Genomic DNA, 20944 nt, shown 5'->3' with positions numbered 1-20944 from the left:
AAACACCCGCGCCCGATGTCAGTGCGGGCTGATACCAAGGAACATGTACGAGGGGGGCTGGGGGCATGGGTGACGGGGAGGTCGGAGCACGGCCGCGCCATGTGGTCGACCTGGCCGACAGACGCGCGCTGGAGCGGTGGCGGCCCGCTGACGCCGCGGTGGCCGAGGAAGGGCGGCGGCTGAAGGAGGCCGCCCTGCTGGACTTCGGGCTCTCCGGCTCGGCGGTGGCCTCCTGGCTGTACGCCAAGTGCCACCACCAGATCGCGACCACGGCCGTCGACACGGCGGCGGTCGTGGCGAGCGGCGACGGCACCTGTCTCCTGCTGTACAACCCGGAGTTCTTCGTCTCCCTGGGGTTGGACGGCGTGAAGTTCGTGCTGTTCCACGAAGCCCGACACCTGATCCACCGTCATCTCTTCGTGGAACGGGAGTTGCAGGACGATCCGGTCTTCACCCTCGCCGCCGAGGTCTCGATCAATCACGTGGCGTCGGTGCGGCTCGACGTGCCGGGACTGCCCGTGTCGGCGAACGGCACGCCCGTCGGCATCGACCCCCGGGAGATCCACTCGGCCTACTGCACCGACCTGCGGACCCACGGCCTGGAGCCGGTGGACTACGCCTCCTTCACCGCCACCGACATGTCGGTGTACGGCGAGTTGAAACGCATGGCGCACCCTCCGGTGCCGGTGCCCCGCTGCATCCGGCTCACCCACTCCGGGATACCGACCGACCAGCAGACCGTCGACGCCACCGTGCACTCCGTCCTGCTCAACGTGCTCCTCGCGGCCCGGCGCGGCCACGCCGTCGCCGACGCCGAGATCGGCGAACTGATGGACCGCACCGTCGGCGCGTCGGAGCGCCTGACGCGGATGTGGGGCCGGCTCGGCGCCGGGCTGTTGCGCGGACACACCTCCCGTACGGGCCGGGTCGACTGGTGGCAGCGGTGGCTGGTGGACGTCGTCGCGTCCAGGCTCAGGGACGGCGAACGGCTGGTGTACCCGAAGAAGCGGGGCGCGCTGCTGGCCGCGCTGGGGCACGACCCCATGCTCTCGCGGCGCGGCCCGGTGCGGGACAAGGTGTTGGTCATCGCGTACGACACCTCGGGGTCGATGCCGGACCGGGTGGTCCACTGGCTGACCGAACTCGTCGGCGGCATCGACGGGGTCGAGGCGCACTGGCTGTCCTTCGACTCCGTGGTGCTGCCGTTCCGCCCCGGTGAGCGGGTGTACGGCGGCGGTGGCACCAGCTTCCAGGCGGTCGCCGACTACGTGGAGGGCCGGACCGCCGTCGACGGCCTGCCCTTCCACACCGCCCCGGACGCCGTGGTGGTGCTCACCGACGGGTACGCACCGCACATCACGCCCGCCGAGCCGGACAAGTGGATCTGGCTCATCACCGAGGGCGGCGACGACTGGCCCGACGCCCACACACCCCCGATGGCCTGCCATCGCGTCACCACAGGAACGACATGAGCAGGTCCACGGCACCGTCCTCCCGCGCCTCCGCGGCCGGCTCCGGATCCGGCACGGCCCCCTGGCGGCCCAACGCCACCTATCCGCAGCGGCCCGACGGCTGGACGGGGGTGTCACGACTGGAGTCCTTCATCGACGCGATGATCGACATGGGGCAGACCGGTCAGGTCTTCGGCGAACACGGCATCGGCAAGACCTCGACCTTCTTCTCCCACGTCGCCGAGGCGTACCCGGACGCCGAACTGGTCCTGGTGCCCGCCGCCAACCTCACCCCCGACGACCTGCTGGCCAACGCGCCCGTGCGGGACGCGGAGAGCGGGCGGCTGGTGCTGCGGCAGCTGGTGATGAAGCAGCTCGCGCCCGGACGGCCGTTCGTGCTGCTCATCGACGACTCGCTCCAGGCCGGGGAGTCGATCCAGTCGCAGCTGATGCAGATCGCCTGCAACTGGACGCTCGGCGGGTACGACCTGCGGGCGCTCGGCTGCATCGGCGTCTTCCTCACCGACAACGAGTCCCTGGCCGAGACCGCCGCCCGCCGTAGCGACCTCGCGATCCTGGACCGGATGGTCACCATCCGGATCACCGCCAACGACACCGCCTGGCGGCACAGACTGGCCGCCGCCTACCGACGCTGGGACCTCAGCGGAGTGTTCACGCTGTGGGCGTCCCTCAGCCCCCGGCTCCGCGAACTGCTCTCACCGCGCACGCTGGACCACGTCCTCGCCCAGGCACAGGAAGGCTTCCCGCTGAGCTGGGGCCTGCCCCTGGTCAACGGAGAGCGCCTGCGGCTCGTCGACGTCCGACCCGACGGCAGCCCGGGACCGAACCGCACCCGCGAGATCCTGGACCGGATCGCCCGGCTCCTGGACGTGCCGAACCCCGAGCGGATCAGCGACCCGGTGCGCCGGGTGGTGCGGGCCGCCCTGCGCAACCGGTGGACGGTGCTGCTCCAGGGCCCACCGGGGTGCGGCAAGACCGAACTGGTGCGCCAGACGCTCCGCGAAGGGCTCGGCGGACGGGAACCGCTGTACTACTCGCTCCCGGTGACCAACGTCGAGGACCTCTGCGCACCGATCCCGACGCCCGACGGCTCCCTGGACAACCTGCTCGCCGACGTCTTCACCGGACCGGAGCCGAAGGCGATCGTCTGGGACGAGTACAACCGCCCCAAGGACAAGGCGGCGTTCGCCAAGCTGATGGAGATCACCCAGGAGTGGTCGCTCGCCGGGCGGCCGATCGAGGGGCTGCGGGCCCAGGTCGCGGTGCAGAACCCGCCGTACCACCTGGGCCGCAAGCTTCTGGTCACCCGGAACAACATCGCCCAGGCGACCCGGTTCACCGCGTCCCTGACGGTCGAGCCGGGGGACGTCCCGGCCAACGAATGGCTGATCGACACCTACGGTCCGGTGGCCGAGACCGTGTTGGACTGGTGGAAGCACGACATCGACGAGGACGGACGCGGCTGGATCACCAAACGCACCATCGAGCGGCTGATCAAGCTCCACCAGCGCGGACTCCCGCTGGAGATGGGCACGGTCTACCTGGGCGACGGTGAGTACGCCCCGGTGCAGCTGACCAGCCTGATGGACCGGCTGAACAACCGGCCCGTGACGGGCCTGCGGGAACTGGCCCGCCAGGCGGACGCCTGGGAGACACGGCTGCGGCGCGCGGCGGAACGGTCCACCGAGGGCGGTGACGACAGCGACACGGTGCACCAGGTCATCGCCAACGCCGAGCTGTCACAGCTGAAGAAGCACCGCAAGACGGTGGTACGGCTGGTGGCCCTGTTGCCGCCGAAGCTGCGGTCGACCTATCTGGTCGGTGCCTCGGAGCAGCACCAGCGGTTCTGGATAGAGGTGTTCGCCGCGACCCCCAAGTCCTGACGGAGGGGGGCGGTCACCACGCGGCCTCCCGGTAGTCCTTGAGGAAGACGCCGGACACGGGGGCGCCCGCCTCGCCCCGCACGATCGGGTCGTACACGCGCGCCGCGCCGTCCACGACGTCCAACGGCGTGCGGAAGCCCTCGGCGGCCAGTCGGTCCTTCTTCGGCAGCGGGTTCTCGTCGGTGATCCAACCGGTGTCGACGCTGCACATGTGCACCCCGTGGGCCGCGAGTTCGGCCCCGCTGGTGCGGGTGAGCATGTTGAGGGCGGCCTTCGCCATGTTGGTGTGCGGATGGCCGGCCGTCTTGTGCCGCACGGCGAACCGGCCCTCCACCGCCGTGACGTTCACGACGTACCGGTCGGTCCGCGGCGAGGCCAACAGCAGCGGCAGCAGCCGGTCGACGAGGAGGGCCGGTGCGAGGGCGTTGACGAGCTGGGTCTCCAGGAGTTCGGCCGGATCCAGCTCGCCGATCCGAGCGGACCAGGAGTTGGCGGGTGCGCGGTCGGGCAGCAGCCCCGCCTCGTCGGCATCCGCCAGCACCAGGGCGAGCGCGCCCCCGGCGGCGCTCGCCGTCAGCGCCCGCCTCGGAGCGTAGCCGGGGGCCGCCCAGGCGGACGCCGGGAGCTCCGCGCCTTCGCCCGCGGCGAGCAGCGCGTACGACTCGGGCGGACGCCGCACCGTCTGCGCCGCGTTGTTCACCAGGATGTCCAGCGGCTCGCCCCCCTCGTGGAGCCGTTCGCAGACCCCGATGACCTGACGGGGGTCGCGCAGGTCGACCGCGATCACGGTCAGCCGGTCGAGCCATGCGCCGCTGCCGGCCACGGCCCGGAAGCGGCGCAGCGCGTCCTGCGGGAACCGGGACGTGACGAGGACCTCGGCGCCGTCCCGGAGCATCATCAGCGCCAACTGGAAGCCGATCTTCACCCGCCCGCCGGTGAGCAGCGCCCGACGACCGCTGAGATCGGTGGACAGACCGCGACGCGCGGTGTTGTCGGCGGCGCAGGCCGGGCAGAGCGCGTGGTAGAAGGCATCGGCCCGTCGATAGAACGACTTGCAGACGTAGCAGCGCCGGGGCCGGTGCAGGACGCCACCCGGCCCCTCCGCCGCGGGCACCAGCGGTGCGTCCTCCCGTCGGGCGACGGCCCCCGTCGCCGTCGCGGCCAGCACGGCGGCGTCGGCCTCGCTCCGACCTTCCCTGCGGGCCCTGCGGCGCCGGCCGCGCCCGTCGCGGGCGAAGGACTCCGCGACGTGCTCGGCCCGCAGCCGCACGGGGTGGTCCACGGGCAACGCCCGTAGCTTCGCGATCGTGCGGTGGAAGGCTTCGAGCTCGTCGGCGCCGGGCGGTACCGCGTGATCGTGATCGTGCTGCGTCATGTCCGCCCCGTTCCGCCGTCGTGCTCCGTGGCCCCGGCCGGATTCGAACCGGCGTGCCTCCCTTGGCAAGTGAGTGCGCCTGCCTCTGCGCTACGGGACCGGGCCGCCCGGACGGTCGGATTCGAACCGACGTGACTCGACTGGAGGGTCGGCGCGCCTGCCTCTGCGCTACGTCCGGGCAGTGCCGGTGATCATACCTTCGGTGAGTCCGACGGTCATTTGGCCGAATCCCACGGCCGCGACCCCCGCCGATCCGACCGCGCGGTACGGCGCGCTTGGTCAATGTTGCCCCACATATGATCAGTACAGGTGCGGGTTAGTGTGCCCGTGTGAGTTCTCAAGTCGTCATTGGTTTCGGGCCCGCAGGGGCCGCCACCGCTCGGATGTTGGCCGAAAAGGGTCATTCGGTACGGGTCATCACCAGATCGGGCCGAAGCCCAGAACCGGGAATCGAGCACGTCAAAGCGGACGCCGCCGACAGTCGCAGCCTGATCGAGGCAGCGCGGGGCGCCACCGCGATCCACCACTGCGCCGCACCGCCGCTCCACCGCTGGGCGACCGCATGGGCGCCGCTCACCGCCGCCGCGTGCGCCGCCGCCGAAGAGACCGGCGCCGTCCTCGTCATGCTGGGGAACCTCTACGGGTACGGCCCGGTGGACGGACCCATGACCGAAGAGCTGCCGCTCGCGGCGACCACCACCAAGGGGCGCGTGCGCGCCGCGGCGTGGGAGCAGGCGCGGACCCTGCACGAGCAGGGGCGGATCAAGGCCGTCGAGGTCCGGGCCAGCGACTTCTTCGGACCCGGGGTGACCGACGGCGGTCATCTCGCCGGCCGCGTCCTGCCCGCGCTGCTGCGCGGCAAGCCGGTGTCCACCCTCGGCGACCCCGACGCCCCGCACAGCTGGACCTATCTGCCCGACGTCGCCTCGGCACTGGTCGAGGTCGCCGGCGAGGAACGCGCCTGGGGACGCGCATGGCACTGCCCGACGCAGCCCCCGCTGTCCGTCCGCCAGATGGTCGACCGGCTCGCGGCCGAAGCGGGCACCGGGCCGGTCGCCGTCCGCAGGGTCCCGTCGGCCGTCCTCGGCCTCGGCGCCCTCTTCGCACCGCTGCTGCGCGAACTGAAGGAGGTCCGCTACCAGTTCGACCGGCCCTTCGAAGTCGACTCCCGGGCGTACGAAGCGGAGTTCGCCGTGCGCGCCACCCCCGTCGACGAGCAGATCAAGGCGACCGTGGGCTGGTGGCGCGAGCGCGAGGGAGGCGCCCGATGAGCGCCGCGAACCACGCCGAGTCCCGGTCGGGACGCCCTGCCGCCGGCCACCGCGACCCCGACCACGACAACGCCGTCGCCGTGGTCGGCATGGCGTGCCGCTTCCCCGGAGCGCGCAACGTCAACGAGTACTGGCGGCTGCTGACGGACCCGCAGGCACAGTTCTCCGCGGTACCGCCGTCGCGCTGGCGCACCGAGTCCTTCCTCAGCGACGACTTCCGCGACACCTCGGCGACGTACACCGACACCATGGCGCTCCTGCCGGACGTGGGCCACTTCGACGCCGCGCACTACGGCATACCGCCGCGCCGGGCCAAGGCCATGGACCCCCAGCACCGACTGCTGATCGACCTGGCGCGCGAGGCGGTCCAGGACGCCGGGTGGGAGGTAGACGGCTTCGACCGCGAGGAGACCTCGGTCATCACCGCGCTCACCGAGAGCGGCTACCGCGAGCTGAGCACCATGCAGATCCGCATGCGCCAGCTGACCGGCGGCGAGTTCGGAGCCCGTGCCAGGGACCCGCACTGGCGCGAGACGGTCCGCGGCGTCGACGGGCTGCACGGCTCGTCGGTCGCCGGCCTCCTGCTGAACATGGGCCCCAACACCGTCAGTTCCGTCTTCGACCTGCACGGCGAGAGCTACGCGCTGGACGCGGCGTGCTCCGGCGGACTGATGGCGGTGGCCAACGCCGTGCACGCGCTGCGCGCCGGCCGCACCCGCATCGCCCTCGCCGGCGGCGCCCAGCTCATCCTCGCCCCCGACCTGCTGGTGGGCCTGTGCCGCATCGGTGCCATCTCCCGCAGCGGCCGGTGCCTGCCGTTCGGTGCCGAGGCAGACGGCTTCGTCCTCGGCGAGGGCGCCGGCGTGCTGGTGCTGCGCCCGCTGAGCGACGCACTGGCCGCCGGCGACCGCGTCTACGCGGTGATCCGCGGGGTGGGCACCGCCAACGACGGAACCGTCCAGGGCGGCATGCACCCCCAGGCGGCGGGCCAACTGCGCGCACTGCGCCGGGCCTACCGGGACGCCGGCATCCCGCCCGACACCGTGGGCTATCTGGAGGCCCACGGCACCGGGACCACGGTCGGCGACCCCGTCGAACTCGGCGTCCTCGGCGAACTGCGCGGCGACCAGGCCGCGCCCGCCTTCCTCGGCGCCGTGAAGGCCGTCGTCGGACACTCCCTGAACTCCGCCGGGATAGCCGGTCTCATCAAGTCCGTCCTCGCCGTGCAGCGCGGCGTCATACCGCCGCAACCCGACTTCGACCTCGCGGACGGCGGCGCCGCGCTCGACGCGGCACGGCTGACCGTCGCGACGAAGCCCACGCCCTGGCCGGGGGACGCCCAGCCGCGCCGCGCCGGCGTGAGCGCCTTCGGCTTCGGCGGCACCGGCGTCCACATGGTGGTGGAGCAGGGCCCCGCCACGCCGACCCGGCCCGCTCCGGCCGAAGGGCCCCACCTACTGGTCCTCAGCGCCCGCGACCGGGCCGGACTCGCCCGCTACGCCCGGGAGATGGCGCACACCATCGCCACCGACCACCCGTCGCTCGACCGCGTGGCGGGCACCCTGGCGAACCGGGCCCCCTTCGCGGAACGCCTCGCGGTGGTCGCGCAGGACACGGACGACGCCATCGCCAAGCTGACCGCGGCAGCCGCGGCCGTCACCGCCGGCCGTGACGGCGACATCGGCCCGGGGCAGTCGGTCGGCACCGTGTCCCCGGGCACCTCGCCGCCCGACGTCGCCGTACCGCAGCCGGGCTCGCTGCCCGCACAGGACCGTACGGACGCACTGGCCCGGCTCGCCGAACGCGCCACCACCGGCGCCGGACTGCGCCCGCTCACCCAGCGCACCCCTCCGTACACCCTGCCGCCGAGCCCGCTCGCCCCGCGCCACCACTGGGTCGTGGACGAGTCCAGACGCGAGGTCGACGGGGACGACGTCCCACCGGGGGAGCCGTACGGGGCCGCGCCCGCGCCCACGCCGACCGGGCGCGAACAACCGTCCCCCGCACCCCTTGCGGCCCCGCCGCGGGTCGCGTCCATCGTCTTCGAAGAGGTGTCGCGCACCGGCGTCTTCCCCCGCTCCGACCTGGGCGAAGGGATGGACCTCGGCACCGACCTCGGTTTCGACTCGCTGATGCTCCAGGAGCTGGAGACCAACATCGGCAAGCGCGTACCGGGCTTCCAGAGCGAGGGGCTGTACGCCCCCGGCCTCACCGTGGCCGGGCTGATCGGCCTGGTCGCCCCGGGGCAGGCGCTGGAGACGGCGGACGACGGTCCACCCCCGGCCGTACCGCAGGAACCGGCCCCGCACGAGCCCGGGGCGCAGTGGCGCGCCGAGACCGCGAACGTGGACGACTTCCCGGAGGTGGGGCTGTTCGAGCAGCGCCTCAGCTCGATCGTCGACAGCGGCGCCGACTTCCCGTACTTCCGGGTCCACGAGGGCACCATCCGCTCCACCACGGTGATCGCCGGCCGCCCCTATCTGTCCTTCGGCAGCTACAACTACCTGGGGCTCTCCGGCCATCCGAAGGTCAACGACGCCGTGCACGAGGCGATCGACCGCTACGGCAGCTCCGTCTCCGCCAGTCGGGTGCTCTCCGGGGAGCGCGACCTCACCGTCCGTCTGGAGCGGGCGCTCACCGACTTCCTCGGCGTCGGGGACTGCCTGACGCTGGTGAGCGGCCACGCCACCAACGTCACCGCGATAGGGCACCTCGTCGGGGACGGCGACCTCGTGGTCCACGACGCGCTCGCGCACGACAGCATCCTCCAGGGCTGCGCCCTGTCCGGCGCCGCCCGCCGCCCCTTCGCCCACAACGACGTGGACCAGCTCGAACACGTGCTGCGACGCAACCGCTCCCGCTTCCGACGGGTGCTGATCGCCGTCGAGGGCGCGTACAGCATGGACGGCGACCTGGTCGACCTGCCGGCCGTCATCGAGCTGAAGAAGCGTTTCGGCGCACTGTTGATGGTCGACGAGGCGCACAGCATCGGCACCGTGGGGCACCAGGGCCGGGGCGTCGGAGAGTTCTTCGGCGTCGACCGCGACGACGTGGACCTGTGGATGGGCACCCTCTCCAAGGCGTTCGCGAGCTGCGGCGGCTACCTCGGCGGCTCCGCACGCATGGTGCGCTGGCTGCGGCACACGCTGCCCGGCTTCGTCTACAGCGTCGGACTGACCCCGGCGAACGCGGCTGCGGCGCTGGCCGCCACGGAGCTGATCCTCGCCGAGCCGCAGCGCCTCGCCGCGCTGCGCCGCAACGCCGAACTCTTCCTCGGTTCGGCCACCGCGGCCGGCATCGCCACCGGCTCCAGCGCCCACACCCCGATCGTGCCGTGCATCCTCGGGGACTCGGAGCGCACCCTGCGCGTCGCGGACCGGCTGTACGAACGGGGCGTCATCGCCGACCCGATCTTCCACCCCGCGGTGGAGGAGGGGCTGTCGCGGCTGCGCTTCTTCGTCACCAGCGAGCACCGGGAGGACGACGTGCGACGGGCGGTCTCGGTCCTCGCCGAGGAAGTGGCGGCGACGGCGACCGACCGATGAACCCGCGCCCCCGTTGCCACCCGTCCGCACCGACACCGCCCCGGCTCAGATCAGGGTGCGTTCTATCCGGCTGAGCATGGCGCTCCGCCCGGGGTCACGGCCCTTCCTGGTCGCCGTGGACTCGGGCGCGCCGTGCAACTGCTCGGTGCCGCCCAGCCGTTGGGCGAGCAGATAGGCGATGATCTCCGCCTCCTGCTCCTGGACGTTGTCGTAGCTGGCACGCAGGAGCATGTCGCGCACGATCTGGGGGTCCAGGTTGGGGAAGAGGAGGCGGGCGGCGTCCTCGTCCAGTCCGCCGGCCCCGCGGTGGCAGCAGATGATGTGTCCCAGCTCGTGCAAGATGATGTGCTCCTGATGCGCGCTGGTGGTGTTGGCGTCGTAGAAGATGAGGTCCTCGTCGCGGGCGGCGACCCACATCCCGCACGGATGCGTCGAGGGCATCGGCATCGGAACGAGGGTGATCGGCCGGCTGCGCACCTCGCCGAGGTGGCGGCAGAGCTCGGCCACGTCGGAGACTTCCGGCAGGTCGAGTGCGGCGATCCGCTGCGCACCGGCCTTGCGGAGCTTCTTGAGCTGGCTGCGGCGCGCCCGGTCCTGCTCGGACGGCCGGTCCTTCTTGGCGCCCCTCAACGCGCTCACTCCGGGGCGTCCGGGGCGTCCGGCGCGGAGGAGTCGGTGACGGGCGGCAGGCCCTGCAACTGTCGGTACTGGTCCATGATGGCGGTGATGGCCTGGAGGTTCTCCTTCTTCATCCCGGCCGCACGCATCGCCACTGCCCGGACGCCGGACTGCCGCAGCGCCTCGATGGCGGCGAGTTCGCCGAGCACCGACTCGGCGACCTTCTCGTCGAAGAAGTAGGCCACCGAGACGCCGAAGAAGCGCGCCAGGGCGGCCAGCAGGTCGGGTGAGGGATTGGCCCGCTTCCCCGTCCGCAACTGCGACAGATACACGCCCCCGACCTTCAGGTCGGGGTTCGCCCGCTTCAGCTCCTCGGCCACCTCGGCATTGGTCCAGTGCTTGCCCTTGGGGCGGACCGTCTTGAACAGGTCGTCGAGGCGCACGGCGAGCAGGGGCCGTTCGTCAGTCGCGGTCATGGTGAATCGTCCTCCCGTCACCTCCTCGGCATAGCCCTTGGCTATATAGCAGTGTCACAGATTAGCGGTCAGTTGACAATCGGACGGGATTCCGCCAACGTTGGAACCCGCCGATAGCTGACAGCTAACTTGGATCACGGGGGTGCCCGGTTGGTTCGCTCAGCGGCGTCGGACCGGTCCGACCCTCGGGGGATGGGTCGGGTCGGTCCGGGCGGAAGCCATCCGTCCGGCGCAGTGCAGCACTACGGGGGAGACACGGGGGAGGCCCGCCCGGTTTGACGGGGGATGCAAACCGGGCGGGAGCTCTCAACCTGCCCTGCCGAGCTTACTGTAGGCCGATGCGACCTGGGTGAGCCAGGCCACCTCCGCGGAGAAATTGTCCGGGTCGCGGTCGTCGAAGTCGCCGGCGTCCTTGTTGTCGTGCGGCATCGTGCCCGCCCGCTTGGCGTCCAGCGCCCGTCTGAGCTGCGCCGCTTCGGTGAACGCCTGTCGCGACTCCTCGCTCGCGCCCTCCGCGGGAGCACCGGCGCCCCGGTCCGTGCGGTCGATGTAGGGACGCAGATCCCGCCAGCCGTCCCGTATCTCCACCACCCGACGGTGCAACCGGTAGTCGAGGTCCGACACCGAAGCCGACACCGACGCACCCGGCGGCTCCAACGCGATGTCCGGCGAGGACTCGTACAGGTCCCGCCAGAGCGGATACAGGGCCCGGTACGAACGGTAGGTGCGCACCCACTCCAGCAGCCGGGTGGCCGACGGCCCCCACGAGGAGTTCGTCAGACTCAGCGACAGCACGGCGATGCCCGTCGCGCTGAAGACGTTCGAGGCGAGCGCCCAGGCGCCGATGTCGACCCCGGCCGCCGCCGTGAGGATGTTGACCGTCCGCGCCGTGCAGTACAGGAACAGGACCACGGCGGCCACCGAGAGCAGCCGCAGGGCCTGCCGCAGCGAGGCGTTGTCGGTCATCCGCGCGTAGGGACCGCACTGGCGGAAGATCGTGACGCACGGCACCGCCTGGGAGACGATGAACGCCAGCAGATAGACCAGGACCAGCGGTTGGCCGCTGCCGGTGTCGAAGTCGGACGAGGGCCGACCGGGGCCGTCGGCGAGGAAGAAGAGCGCCGTCAGCACCGCGTTCAGGGTGATCCCGGTGATCACCCAGTAGCGCGACTTCCGTCGGGCGTCCTCGTCGGCCGCCGCCCAGCGCAGCAGGATGATCTGCGCGCTGACGCAGAAGGCCACGGCGGACAGGTGCATGCCGAGGATCGCGAGGTTGCCGACGCCCAGGAAGCTGTCGCCGCCCATGGCGACCGCGCCCATCGTGAAGGTGAGGCACTGGAGCACCAGGGTGGTGATCAGTGCGCGGTACGCGCTGTCCTGCCAGCTTCGCCGGGCCTGGGTCAGCCGGTAGACGAGCGCGGCGTACGAAGAGAGTGCTGCAATGACGAAGCACAGGGTTCTGATGGTGTTCACTGCCTGATTTCCTACCGGTGCCGCTGGTGCGGCGCGTGATTCAGTCGGTCCGCTCGCCCAGGGGCACTTCGAGGCCGATGCCCTCGGCGGCCACCGCGATGGCGTGGTCGAAGTACGCGACCTCGTCGCTGACGCTGTCGTGGGTGCGGCTGAAGACCTGGAACACCAACAGCCCGACGAGGCTGCTCCACAGGGCGATGCCGCGTTCGAGGAGGTCCGAGTACGGGGCCGGCGGGGCGCCGCCGAACAGCGCCTCGGCCGCGGGCAGCAGCAGCGGCGGACCCGGCAGGGTGCGGCGCGGCGGGGTCAGTTCCCCCGCCTGAAGCGCGGACAGCACGATGCCGGCCAGGACGGCGGGGGTGCGCGACGCGGGCGGCACCGTGTCCTGGGGCGCGTGGTAGCCGGGCACGGGGGAGCCGTACACCAGGGCGAACTCACCGGGGTTGGCGAAGGACCAGGCGCGCAGCGCGCGCGTGGCCGCCAGCAGCCGCGCCCCCGCGGACGCACCGGCTTCCTTGGCGGCCCCGTCCGCCCGCTCCATCTCGGCGGCGGACGCGTTGTACGCGTCGATGAGGAGCGCGGTCAGCAGGGCGTCCCGGTCCGGGAAGACGCCCGTCACGTCGGCGACGGACAGGCCCCCGTCGTCCGCCACGGCTTCCGGCGTCAGCGCTGCGGCACCCACCAGCGCCAACTGGCGCCGTGCGGCCTCCTTGACCCGTGCCGCCGGCGTCACTGCGTCATCGTTCGAACTCATTGCGGAAACGTCCATGCGGGAACCGTACCGGGCGGCCGGCCCGGCCGTGCGGCCAGCGGTTGGAGAGGGCGCCCCGCCCTCGTTCCGCGCCCCGCGCCCCGCCCGGGGGACGGCTCGCGCCCGCCGTCCGGAGGTTTTGCCGAACGGTCGACCAAGGCCCGGCGCGACTCGGGTAGCTTCCCTGGCATCCACCGAACGTGCCGCGGGCGCCTGCTGTCGAGCAGTGCCCCTGAGAGGTAGGTCATGGGCCCGATCAACGTCTTCGATGCGGCTTCCGCACTGCCGGACGCCTGGAGTTCGCACCTGCTGGGGCAGGTGGGCACGGCCAGCGTCAAGGTCCTGCGGATGGACGACAAACCGGTGGAGGCCGAGTCCCACGGCGCTGCGGAGATGCTGTTCGTCCTCGTCGGCAAGTTGGAACTGGACGTGGACGACGCCGCGGTGACCGTCGGCCCCGGCGGCGTGTACTGGATCCCGGCCGGCACGCGGCACGCCGTCCGCCCCGGGAGTTGGGGCACCCTGGTGATCGTCGAAGTGCCCGAGTCGTAGGGCGCACGGAGCGAGCCGACGCAACAGGCTCCCGAAGGAAGGGAAGGTGGCGGACATGGTTGCCGTGCGCGGAGGGAACGTGGACGTCCACACGCCGGACGGCCCCGCGGACGCATATCTGGCACACCCCGAAGACGACGGACCGCACCCCGCGGTCCTGGTGTTCTCGGACGCCTTCGGGCTGCGGGAGCACGTACGGAAGATGGCGGACCGGCTGGCGTCGGGCGGCTTCACGGTCCTGGTGCCGAACCACTTCCACCGGCAGGGGCCGGCCCCCGTGGTCGCGCTGCCGGAGTTCATCGACGCGCCCCGGCGCCAGGAACTCCTCGGCCAGCTCCTTCCGTTGATCCAGTCGCTCGGGCCGCAGGCGGCGATGCGGGACGCCGGCGCGTACCTGGACTGGCTGCGCGACTCCCCGCTGACCGCGGCCGGACCGGTCGGCCTCGTCGGCTACTGCCTGGGCGCCAACCTCGCGCTGCGCACCGCCGGGACCTTCCCCGAGCGCGTCGCCGCCGTCGCGGGCTTCCACGGTTCGAACCTGGCCACCGAGGACGCGCAGAGCCCCCACCTGCTCGCGGGACGCATCCGGGCCGAGGCGCTCTTCGGCCACGCCGACCAGGACCGCGCCATGCCGCCGGAGCAGATCGACCGGCTGGAACGGGCGCTGGAGTCGGCGGGCGTACGCCACCGGACGACCGTCTACCCCGGCGCGCAGCACGGCTTCACCCAGGCCGACACCGACGCCTACGACCTCGGCTCCGACGAACGCCACTGGTCGGAGCTGGCGGACCTGCTCGACCGTATGCTGAAGCAGCGGAGCTGACGGCCGGGCGCGGGCAGCGGGGGCTCACGGCCCCCACTGGTCGAAGGCGAGCTTGGTCACCAGCAGGAGCACGACCGTCAGCAGCACCCCGCGGACGAACCCGGTCCCCTTCCGCAGCGCCATCCGTGCGCCGATCGTCGCCCCCAGCAGGTTGAACACGGCGAGGACGGCCGCCAGTTGCCAGATCACCGCGCCCTGGGCGGCGAACATGACCAGGGCGCCCGCGTTGGTGCACACGTTGACCACCTTCGCGGTGGCCGATGCCGCCACGAGGTCGAGGTGGAGCACGGCGGTGAGGGCCAGCACCAGGAAGGTGCCTGTACCGGGCCCGAACAGCCCGTCGTAGAAGCCGATCCCGCCGCCGACGACCACGATCGCGGTCACCTTCCGCGCCCGGGTCACGGCCCGTCGCTGCTCCTCGGGGAGCGTGCCGAACCCGGGGCGCAGCAGGACGAACGCGGCGACCCCCAGCAGCACCACCATGATCACGGGCCGCAGCACCGCACTGCTGATGCCGGCCGCGAAGAACGCCCCGCCCATCGACCCGGCGAGCGCCGCCAGGCCGATCCGCGCGGCCGTGCGGACGTCGATCGTCGCCTTGCGCAGATACGTGACGGCGGCGCCCGTCGTCCCCACGATCGCCACCGCCTTGTTCGTCCCGAGGGCGTGCGCGGCGGGGGACTGCGGCAGGCCGAGGAGGAGCGCGGGGAGCAGCAGCAGTCCGCCGCCGCCCACCACCGCGTCGATCCATCCGGCCGCCGCGGCGGCGACGGCGAGCAGCACCAGTGTGGTCAGAGATATGTCAGGCACGGCGTGACCTTAGGAAGGAGACCGGTGCGCCGTCCAACGATCACCGTCCGGACCGCGGGGCAGGCACGGTGGCACCCCCAGCGCCACCTGTTGTCGCTGCCCCGCCGTGGCCGGCTCGCTCCGGTCGCCGGACGTGGCGCCGCAGGGAACAATGGTGGAAGTTCGGGCACTACGTGCATATCGACGCGGCGAGTGCCGGGTGTGCGGTGGTGCACCGCTCCGGTGCGCGCCGGAGGGATGATCGACGTGACGACTTCGCCCTTCGGGTCCGGCGACCCGTTCTCCGACCTGTTCAACCGCTTCTTCGGCATGAGCCCGGCCGCGTCGCCGCCGGCGGTGCAGCGCGTGCCCATCGGCCGGCTGCTCAGCGACTCCGCGCACGAGTTGTTGGCGGCGGCGGGCGCCCGGGCGGCCGAGGACGGGTCCGACCTGGACACCGGACACCTGCTGTGGGCGGCGACGCAGGTGCCGGCCGGACGGCAGGTGCTCCAGCAGGCGGGTGTGGACCCGGACCGGTTGGCCGAGGACGTCGGCCGGACGTTGCCCACCGGCACCGGGGACGCGGAGCCCTCCCTCACCCCCGCGGCGAAGCGCGCCCTGCTCGCCGCGCACGCCCGCTCCCAGGCGACCGGCGCGTCCTACATCGGCCCGGAGCACGTCATCGCCGCCCTCGCGGACGACCCGCACTCCGGCCTGGCCGGCGCCCTGCGCTCGGAAGGCGTGGCGTCGGGCACCCTGGCGGGCGCCGCCCAGCAGGGCGGGGCGGAGCCGTCCGGCGGCGGGGACACCCCCACCCTCGACCAGTACGGCCGGGACCTCACCGAAGAGGCGCGCGGCGGCCGGCTGGACCCGGTGGTCGGACGCGCGGAGGAGATCGAGCAGACCGTGGAGGTGCTGTCGCGGCGCACCAAGAACAACCCCGTCCTCATCGGCGACCCCGGCGTCGGCAAGACCGCGATCGTCGAAGGGCTCGCCCAACGGATCGTCGCCGACGAGGTGCCGAAGGCGTTGCGCAACCGCCGCGTCGTCGCCCTCGACCTGCCGGGCCTGGTCGCCGGCTCGAAGTACCGCGGGGAGTTCGAGGAACGCCTGAAGAAGGTCATCGACGAGGTCACCGCGGCCAGGAAGTCCGTCGTCCTCTTCATCGACGAACTCCACACCGTCGTCGGGGCCGGCAGCGGCGGCGAGGGCGCCATGGACGCGGGGAACATCCTCAAGCCCGCGCTCGCCCGCGGAGACCTCAGCGTCGTCGGAGCCACCACGATCGACGAGTACCGCAAGCACATCGAGAAGGACGCCGCGCTGGAGCGCCGGTTCCAGCCGGTGATGGTGCCCGAGCCCACCGTGGACGAGACCGTCGAGATCCTGCGCGGGCTGCGCGACTCCTACGAGGCCCACCACCAGGTGCGCTTCACCGACGAGGCGCTGGACGCCTCCGCGGCCCTGTCGGACCGCTACCTCAGCGACCGCTTCCTCCCCGACAAGGCGATCGACCTGATGGACCAGGCAGGCGCGCGCGTGGGACTGCGCTCGGTCGGCGGGTCCTCGGACCTCAGCGACCTGGAGGACCGGCTCACCAAGCTGCGGCGGGAGAAGGACGAGGCGGTCAGCTCCGAGGACTACCAACGCGCCGGGGAACTCAAGGGACGCATGCGGGAGGTCGAACAGGAACTCGCCCAACTCGGCGAGGAACGCGAACAGACCGCGAGCGTGACCGCGGACGACATCGCCGAAGTCCTCTCCGCGCGCACCGGCATCCCCGTCTCCCAGCTCACCGAGACCGAGCGGGAACGGCTGCTCAAGCTGGAGGAAGCCCTGCACGAACGGGTCATCGGGCAGGACGAGGCCGTCACCGCCGTCTCCCAGGCGGTGCGCCGCGGCCGGGCCGGCATGGGCGACCCGGACCGCCCCACCGGCAGCTTCCTCTTCCTCGGCCCCACCGGAGTCGGCAAGACGGAACTCGCGAAGGCCCTCGCCGAGCTGCTGTTCGGCGACCCGGACCGCATGGTGCGGTTCGACATGAGCGAGTTCCAGGAGCGGCACACGGTCTCCCGGCTCGTCGGCTCCCCGCCCGGGTACGTGGGGTACGAGGAGGCCGGCCAGCTCACCGAGGCGGTGCGCCGCAAGCCGTACGGCGTCGTCCTCTTCGACGAGGTCGAGAAGGCGCACCCGGACGTCTTCAACCTGCTGCTTCAGGTGCTGGACGACGGGCGGCTGACCGACGCCCAGGGGCGCACGGTCGACTTCCGCCACACCGTCGTCATCATGACCAGCAACATCGGGTCGAAGACGATCCTGGACCACCACGGAGCGGTCGACGAGATCCGCGACGAGCTGATGGCCGAGCTGCGGGCGCACTTCCGGCCCGAGTTCCTGAACCGGGTGGACGAGGTCATCGTCTTCCACGCCCTGACGCGGGCGGACCTGGTGCGCATCGTCGACCTGCTGCTGGAGGGCACCCGGCGCCGGCTGCACGCCCAACACGTCGACCTCGACGTCACCGAGACCGCGAAGGAACTCCTCGCGGGCCGCGGCTACCAGCCCGAGTTCGGCGCCCGGCCGCTGCGTCGGACCATCCAGTCGGAGCTGGACAACCGGCTGTCGACGATGCTGCTCGACGGGACGCTGAACCCGGGCGACACGGTCCTCGTCGACGCACAGGACGGCGAGTTGACGCTCTTGCTGAAGGAGAAGGACGAGCCAGGACGCGCGGAAGCCGACACGCCCTAGGGGGTACGGGCGCGGGGCGCGAGGACCGCGGTCAGCAGCGCGGGCACCAGGATCAGCACGAACGTGGTCCCGTACGCGACCAGGGGCTGCGACGCCACGCTCTGGGCCAGGGTGAACGCGGCGGACGCGAGGCCCAACACCGCGATCTGCCCCAGGTTCTGGGTCGTCTGGAGCGCGCTGCTGGCGTACCCCTGACGGTCGGGCGGGCTGTGGTTGAGCGCCAGCAGGGTCACCGAAGGCGCGAGCATCCCCATGCCCGCGGCGGCGACCACCAGCGAGACCGCGGCGGCCTGCGCCGGGACGAAGCGGAACGTGCTCGCGACGGCGAGGCCGATGGCGGCGGCGAACACCAGCGCGCCGACGGCGACCGTGCGGTGGCGGGGCCAGCGCACCAGCAGATGCCCCTGGATCCACGAGCCGCCGGCCCAGGCGAAGGCGGCGCCGGTGAACGCGAGGCCCGTCTGGACCGCCGGGATGCGCCGCTCGGAGTCGAGCAGCAGCGGCACGTACGCCTCCAGCGTGAAGTACGCCCCCGACGGCAGACCGCGCAGCAGCATCGTGGCGGGCAACCCGCGCGCGGCGCGCCAGGTGCCGGGCGGCAGCAGCCGGGGCGCGAACACGACGAGCAGCACGACGCCGCTCACCGTGCACGCCAGATGGAGCGCGTTCCACCCGGACACGCCGTACTGTCCGAGCGCCGCGCCCAGGCTCACCGCGACCGCGACCAGCAGCGCGGGGCGCGGAGCGTCGTCCTTCGACGCGGCAGGGGGTGCGGCCGGGGCTGCGCGCCGGCGCAGCACGACGGCGACGGCGAGCGCGGGGAGCACGTTCAGCGCGGCGAGCCCGAAGAACACCGCCCGCCACGTCCACTCCGCGGCCACCAGGCCCGCCACCGGCGGCCCGATCAGCGAGGGGACGATCCAACAGGTGGTCATCAGCGCGAGGGCGCGCGGTCGCAGGTGGTCCGGGAAGGACTGGGCGATGGCGGTGTTGATGGACACCATCACCATGCCGGCGGTCAGCCCTTCCAGGAAGCGGCCGGCCGCCAGCTGCCACACGGAGGTGCTGGTGGCGGAGACCAGCAGCGTCCCCACCGCGAGCGCCACCCCGGCGGCGAGGGGCCGCTGGGCCCCGGCGCGGTCCGCCCAGTTCCCGCCCACCACCCCGCCGAGCAGACTGGCGGCGACGAAGCACCCGGCGACGAGGGGATAGAGCGACACCCCGTCGAGGTCGCGGGCGGCGACGGGCAGCGTGGGCAGCACGGCGAGGGCGGCGAAGCCGATCAGGAACTCCACCACGGCGAAGGTCAGCGTGGTGGAGGCGTACCGCCGCGAGAACAGCCCTTCTGCTGTCGCCGCGCCGTCGTCTTCCTTGGTCAGGGCCGGTCCGGCCATGGGTCTCCAGTCGCCGCGGTGGGTGTGGGGCGGTCCGCGGGTGAATGGTGGGGGAGCATGGCGGACGGCGACTGCGTAAGTTACGGCGCGGTCCGGTTCATGTGCCAATGATTTTTTCGCCCGCGACACGTCGAACGGCGCTGCGTCCCTTCGGTGTGCTTCGCCTCGGCGTCACCTGGACACACGCGCCGTTTCCCTGCGGAGCGTTGGTCCCTGCGGCCCGGTGGTGTGCTGGTCGCGCAGTTCCCCGCGCCCCTGACATTCCCGCCGTAGCGCTCACGGGAGCGTTGGTCTGTGCGGGCCGTCCGTGGCTGGTCGCGCAGTCCCCCCCCGTGCCCCCGACGATCCCGCCGTGCGGGTGGGACCACCCGCCGGTGGTTGAGCGACGAGGGCCAGCACATCAGGGGCGCGGGGAACTGCGCGGGTAGCCCATCACCGGGCCGCACAGGCCAACGCACCCCGCAGGGGCGGCGCGGTCGGCTTGCGGACGGAAGGTGACCGCAACGCCCCATAGCTTGGGCGCATGGACAGCACAACCTTCCGCATCGACGTTTCCCAGAGCCACCTCGACGACCTCGCCACCCGCCTCGCCGCCACCCGTTGGCCCGACGAACTGCCGGGAGTCGGGTGGAGCCGGGGGGTGCCCGTCGGGTATCTGAGGGAGCTCGCCGAGTACTGGCGAACCCGGTACGACTGGCGTGCCCAGGAAGCCGCGCTCAATGCGTACCCGCAGTACCGCACCAGCATCGACGGGCAGAACATCCACTACCTGCACGTCCGCTCGCCGGAGGCGGACGCCACCCCGCTGTTGCTGCTGCACGGCTGGCCGGGGAGCGTCGTGGACTTCCTGGACGTCATCGGGGCGCTGTCCGACCCCCGCGCCCACGGCGGCGACCCGGCCGACGCCTTCCACCTGGTGATCCCCTCGCTGCCCGGGTTCGGCTTCTCCACCCCGCTGGCCGGGCCGGGCATGGGCGCCGCCGGCACGGCCGGGCTCATGGTCCGGCTGATGACGGAGCTGGGATACGAGCGTTACGGCGTGCACGGGTACGACACGGGCTCGTGGGTCGCGCCCGAGGTCGGCAAGCAGGCGCCGGAGCGGGTCAGCGGCGTGCACGTCAACGGGATGATCACCTTCCCCGCGGGCGTCGACGGCGAGACGGACGGGCTCACGGAGGTGGAGCAGCAGCGCTGGCAGGCGATGCAGGACTTCAACGACGGCTACCTCCAGTGCAACGGAAAGCGCCCCCAGACCGTGGCGTACGCGCTCACGGACTCACCCGTCGGACAACTCGCCTGGATGGTCGAGAAGTTCAAGGAGCTGACGCATCCGGAGGACGGACTGCCGGAGGACAGCATCGACCGGGACCGCGTCCTGACGCAGGTTTCGCTCTACTGGTTCACCGGCACCGCGGGCTCCGCCGCCCAGATCTATTACGAGGAGATGTCGGCGAACTCCTGGGGTGAGGAGGCCGACGCCGGCGCGGGCTCGTCGGAGTCCGAAGTCGCCGCGTGGGGCGCGGGGCCCGGCACGGTGCCCACCGCCGTACTGGTCTCCGCCCACGACGTCACCGTGCGCCGCTGGGCCGAGCGCGACCACCACGTGGTGCGCTGGACCGAGTTGGAGCGCGGCGGTCACTTCCTGTCCCTGGAGGAGCCCGGGCTGCTCGCCGACGACCTCCGCGCCTTCTTCCGCACGGTGCGCTGAGCCGCCGCGGCGACGTTCAAGGCCCGCCGTCCGGAACGTTCCCGGGCGGCGGGCCTCTCCCGT

General features: G+C 72.3%; 15 protein-coding genes and 2 tRNA genes. 8 read left to right on the top strand and 9 right to left on the bottom strand.

Annotated features, from left to right (window positions below):
* Nucleotides 1–65 precede the first annotated feature (65 nt).
* The gene (locus AB0E05_RS23520) at nucleotides 66–1472 is read left to right on the top strand and encodes a hypothetical protein (RefSeq protein ID WP_361966601.1); all 1407 of its coding nucleotides are present in this window, start codon (nucleotides 66–68) and stop codon (nucleotides 1470–1472) included.
* Complete coding sequence (locus AB0E05_RS23515; RefSeq protein WP_361966599.1) at nucleotides 1469–3355, top strand: AAA family ATPase; 1887 nt, start codon at nucleotides 1469–1471, stop codon at nucleotides 3353–3355. The genes AB0E05_RS23520 and AB0E05_RS23515 overlap by 4 nt, the downstream gene beginning before the upstream one ends.
* Before the next feature lie 13 nt (nucleotides 3356–3368).
* Here AB0E05_RS23515 and AB0E05_RS23510 read toward each other — a convergent pair whose 3' ends face one another.
* From AB0E05_RS23510 to AB0E05_RS23500, 3 genes are all read right to left on the bottom strand, one after another.
* A complete protein-coding gene (locus tag AB0E05_RS23510; RefSeq protein ID WP_361966596.1) occupies nucleotides 3369–4730 on the bottom strand; it encodes an SDR family NAD(P)-dependent oxidoreductase in 1362 nt (453 codons plus the stop codon).
* Nucleotides 4731–4758: 28 nt separating this feature from the next.
* A tRNA-Gly gene (locus tag AB0E05_RS23505) sits at nucleotides 4759–4830 on the bottom strand.
* 6 nt (nucleotides 4831–4836) lie between these two features.
* Nucleotides 4837–4908 (bottom strand) — tRNA-OTHER (locus tag AB0E05_RS23500).
* A gap of 151 nt (nucleotides 4909–5059) precedes the next feature.
* Here AB0E05_RS23500 and AB0E05_RS23495 point away from each other — a divergent pair.
* Complete coding sequence (locus AB0E05_RS23495; RefSeq protein WP_361966594.1) at nucleotides 5060–6001, top strand: NAD-dependent epimerase/dehydratase family protein; 942 nt, start codon at nucleotides 5060–5062, stop codon at nucleotides 5999–6001.
* Nucleotides 5998–9546 (top strand): aminotransferase class I/II-fold pyridoxal phosphate-dependent enzyme, encoded by a 3549-nt coding sequence (locus AB0E05_RS23490; protein WP_361966592.1) that lies wholly within the window; start codon nucleotides 5998–6000, stop codon nucleotides 9544–9546. Before AB0E05_RS23495 ends, AB0E05_RS23490 begins: the two co-directional genes overlap by 4 nt.
* Nucleotides 9547–9591: 45 nt before the next feature.
* Here AB0E05_RS23490 and AB0E05_RS23485 read toward each other — a convergent pair whose 3' ends face one another.
* The 4 genes from AB0E05_RS23485 to AB0E05_RS23470 form a co-directional block, all read right to left on the bottom strand.
* Nucleotides 9592–10176 carry a toxin gene (locus tag AB0E05_RS23485; protein WP_361966792.1) on the bottom strand — a complete coding sequence of 195 codons (585 nt, stop codon included), beginning with the start codon at nucleotides 10174–10176 and terminating at the stop codon, nucleotides 9592–9594.
* Between the two features lie 5 nt (nucleotides 10177–10181).
* Entirely contained in the window at nucleotides 10182–10640 is a 459-nt protein-coding gene (locus AB0E05_RS23480) for a helix-turn-helix domain-containing protein (RefSeq protein ID WP_361966590.1), read from the bottom strand.
* Between the two features lie 306 nt (nucleotides 10641–10946).
* Nucleotides 10947–12113, bottom strand: a complete 1167-nt coding sequence (locus AB0E05_RS23475; RefSeq protein WP_361966588.1) for an MAB_1171c family putative transporter — start codon at nucleotides 12111–12113, stop codon at nucleotides 10947–10949.
* A 40-nt stretch (nucleotides 12114–12153) separates the two neighbouring features.
* Nucleotides 12154–12867, bottom strand: coding sequence for a TetR-like C-terminal domain-containing protein (locus AB0E05_RS23470; RefSeq protein WP_361966586.1), 714 nt, complete (start codon nucleotides 12865–12867; stop codon nucleotides 12154–12156).
* A gap of 243 nt (nucleotides 12868–13110) precedes the next feature.
* Between AB0E05_RS23470 and AB0E05_RS23465 the strand changes: the two genes are divergently transcribed.
* Nucleotides 13111–13416, top strand: coding sequence for a cupin domain-containing protein (locus tag AB0E05_RS23465; protein WP_361966584.1), 306 nt, complete (start codon nucleotides 13111–13113; stop codon nucleotides 13414–13416).
* A 55-nt stretch (nucleotides 13417–13471) separates the two neighbouring features.
* The gene (locus AB0E05_RS23460) at nucleotides 13472–14239 is read left to right on the top strand and encodes a dienelactone hydrolase family protein (protein ID WP_361966789.1); all 768 of its coding nucleotides are present in this window, start codon (nucleotides 13472–13474) and stop codon (nucleotides 14237–14239) included.
* Between the two features lie 24 nt (nucleotides 14240–14263).
* Here the strand turns inward: AB0E05_RS23460 and AB0E05_RS23455 are convergent, their stop codons facing one another.
* A complete protein-coding gene (locus AB0E05_RS23455; RefSeq protein ID WP_361966582.1) occupies nucleotides 14264–15049 on the bottom strand; it encodes a TSUP family transporter in 786 nt (261 codons plus the stop codon).
* Nucleotides 15050–15286: 237 nt separating this feature from the next.
* Here AB0E05_RS23455 and AB0E05_RS23450 point away from each other — a divergent pair, with 237 nt between their 5' ends.
* Nucleotides 15287–17779: an ATP-dependent Clp protease ATP-binding subunit gene (locus AB0E05_RS23450; RefSeq protein WP_361966580.1), complete on the top strand. Its 2493-nt coding sequence runs from the start codon at nucleotides 15287–15289 to the stop codon at nucleotides 17777–17779.
* Here AB0E05_RS23450 and AB0E05_RS23445 read toward each other — a convergent pair.
* The gene (locus AB0E05_RS23445) at nucleotides 17776–19173 is read right to left on the bottom strand and encodes an MFS transporter (RefSeq protein ID WP_361966578.1); all 1398 of its coding nucleotides are present in this window, start codon (nucleotides 19171–19173) and stop codon (nucleotides 17776–17778) included. The two genes, AB0E05_RS23450 and AB0E05_RS23445, sit on opposite strands and share 4 nt — an antisense overlap.
* A gap of 523 nt (nucleotides 19174–19696) precedes the next feature.
* Between AB0E05_RS23445 and AB0E05_RS23440 the strand changes: the two genes are divergently transcribed.
* Nucleotides 19697–20881, top strand: coding sequence for an epoxide hydrolase family protein (locus tag AB0E05_RS23440; RefSeq protein ID WP_361966576.1), 1185 nt, complete (start codon nucleotides 19697–19699; stop codon nucleotides 20879–20881).
* Nucleotides 20882–20944 lie beyond the last annotated feature (63 nt).

Source organism: Streptomyces sp. NPDC048057, from assembly GCF_040653095.1.
Taxonomy (GTDB): Bacteria; Actinomycetota; Actinomycetes; order Streptomycetales; family Streptomycetaceae; genus Streptomyces.
Note: the sequence above shows the minus strand (reverse complement) of the source record. Positions and strands in the feature narration are given on the sequence as shown.

Excerpts from the sequence above, each read along its gene's own strand:
- AB0E05_RS23520 (WP_361966601.1), top strand. The coding sequence starts at position 66 with ATGGGTGACGGGGAGGTCGGAGCACGGCCGCGCCATGTGGTCGACCTG.
- AB0E05_RS23515 (WP_361966599.1), top strand. The coding sequence starts at position 1,469 with ATGAGCAGGTCCACGGCACCGTCCTCCCGCGCCTCCGCGGCCGGCTCC.
- AB0E05_RS23510 (WP_361966596.1), bottom strand. The coding sequence starts at position 4,730 with ATGACGCAGCACGATCACGATCACGCGGTACCGCCCGGCGCCGACGAG.
- AB0E05_RS23490 (WP_361966592.1), top strand. The coding sequence starts at position 5,998 with ATGAGCGCCGCGAACCACGCCGAGTCCCGGTCGGGACGCCCTGCCGCC.
- AB0E05_RS23480 (WP_361966590.1), bottom strand. The coding sequence starts at position 10,640 with ATGACCGCGACTGACGAACGGCCCCTGCTCGCCGTGCGCCTCGACGAC.
- AB0E05_RS23470 (WP_361966586.1), bottom strand. The coding sequence starts at position 12,867 with ATGAGTTCGAACGATGACGCAGTGACGCCGGCGGCACGGGTCAAGGAG.
- AB0E05_RS23465 (WP_361966584.1), top strand. The coding sequence starts at position 13,111 with ATGGGCCCGATCAACGTCTTCGATGCGGCTTCCGCACTGCCGGACGCC.
- AB0E05_RS23460 (WP_361966789.1), top strand. The coding sequence starts at position 13,472 with ATGGTTGCCGTGCGCGGAGGGAACGTGGACGTCCACACGCCGGACGGC.
- AB0E05_RS23450 (WP_361966580.1), top strand. The coding sequence starts at position 15,287 with ATGATCGACGTGACGACTTCGCCCTTCGGGTCCGGCGACCCGTTCTCC.
- AB0E05_RS23445 (WP_361966578.1), bottom strand. The coding sequence starts at position 19,173 with ATGGCCGGACCGGCCCTGACCAAGGAAGACGACGGCGCGGCGACAGCA.
- AB0E05_RS23440 (WP_361966576.1), top strand. The coding sequence starts at position 19,697 with ATGGACAGCACAACCTTCCGCATCGACGTTTCCCAGAGCCACCTCGAC.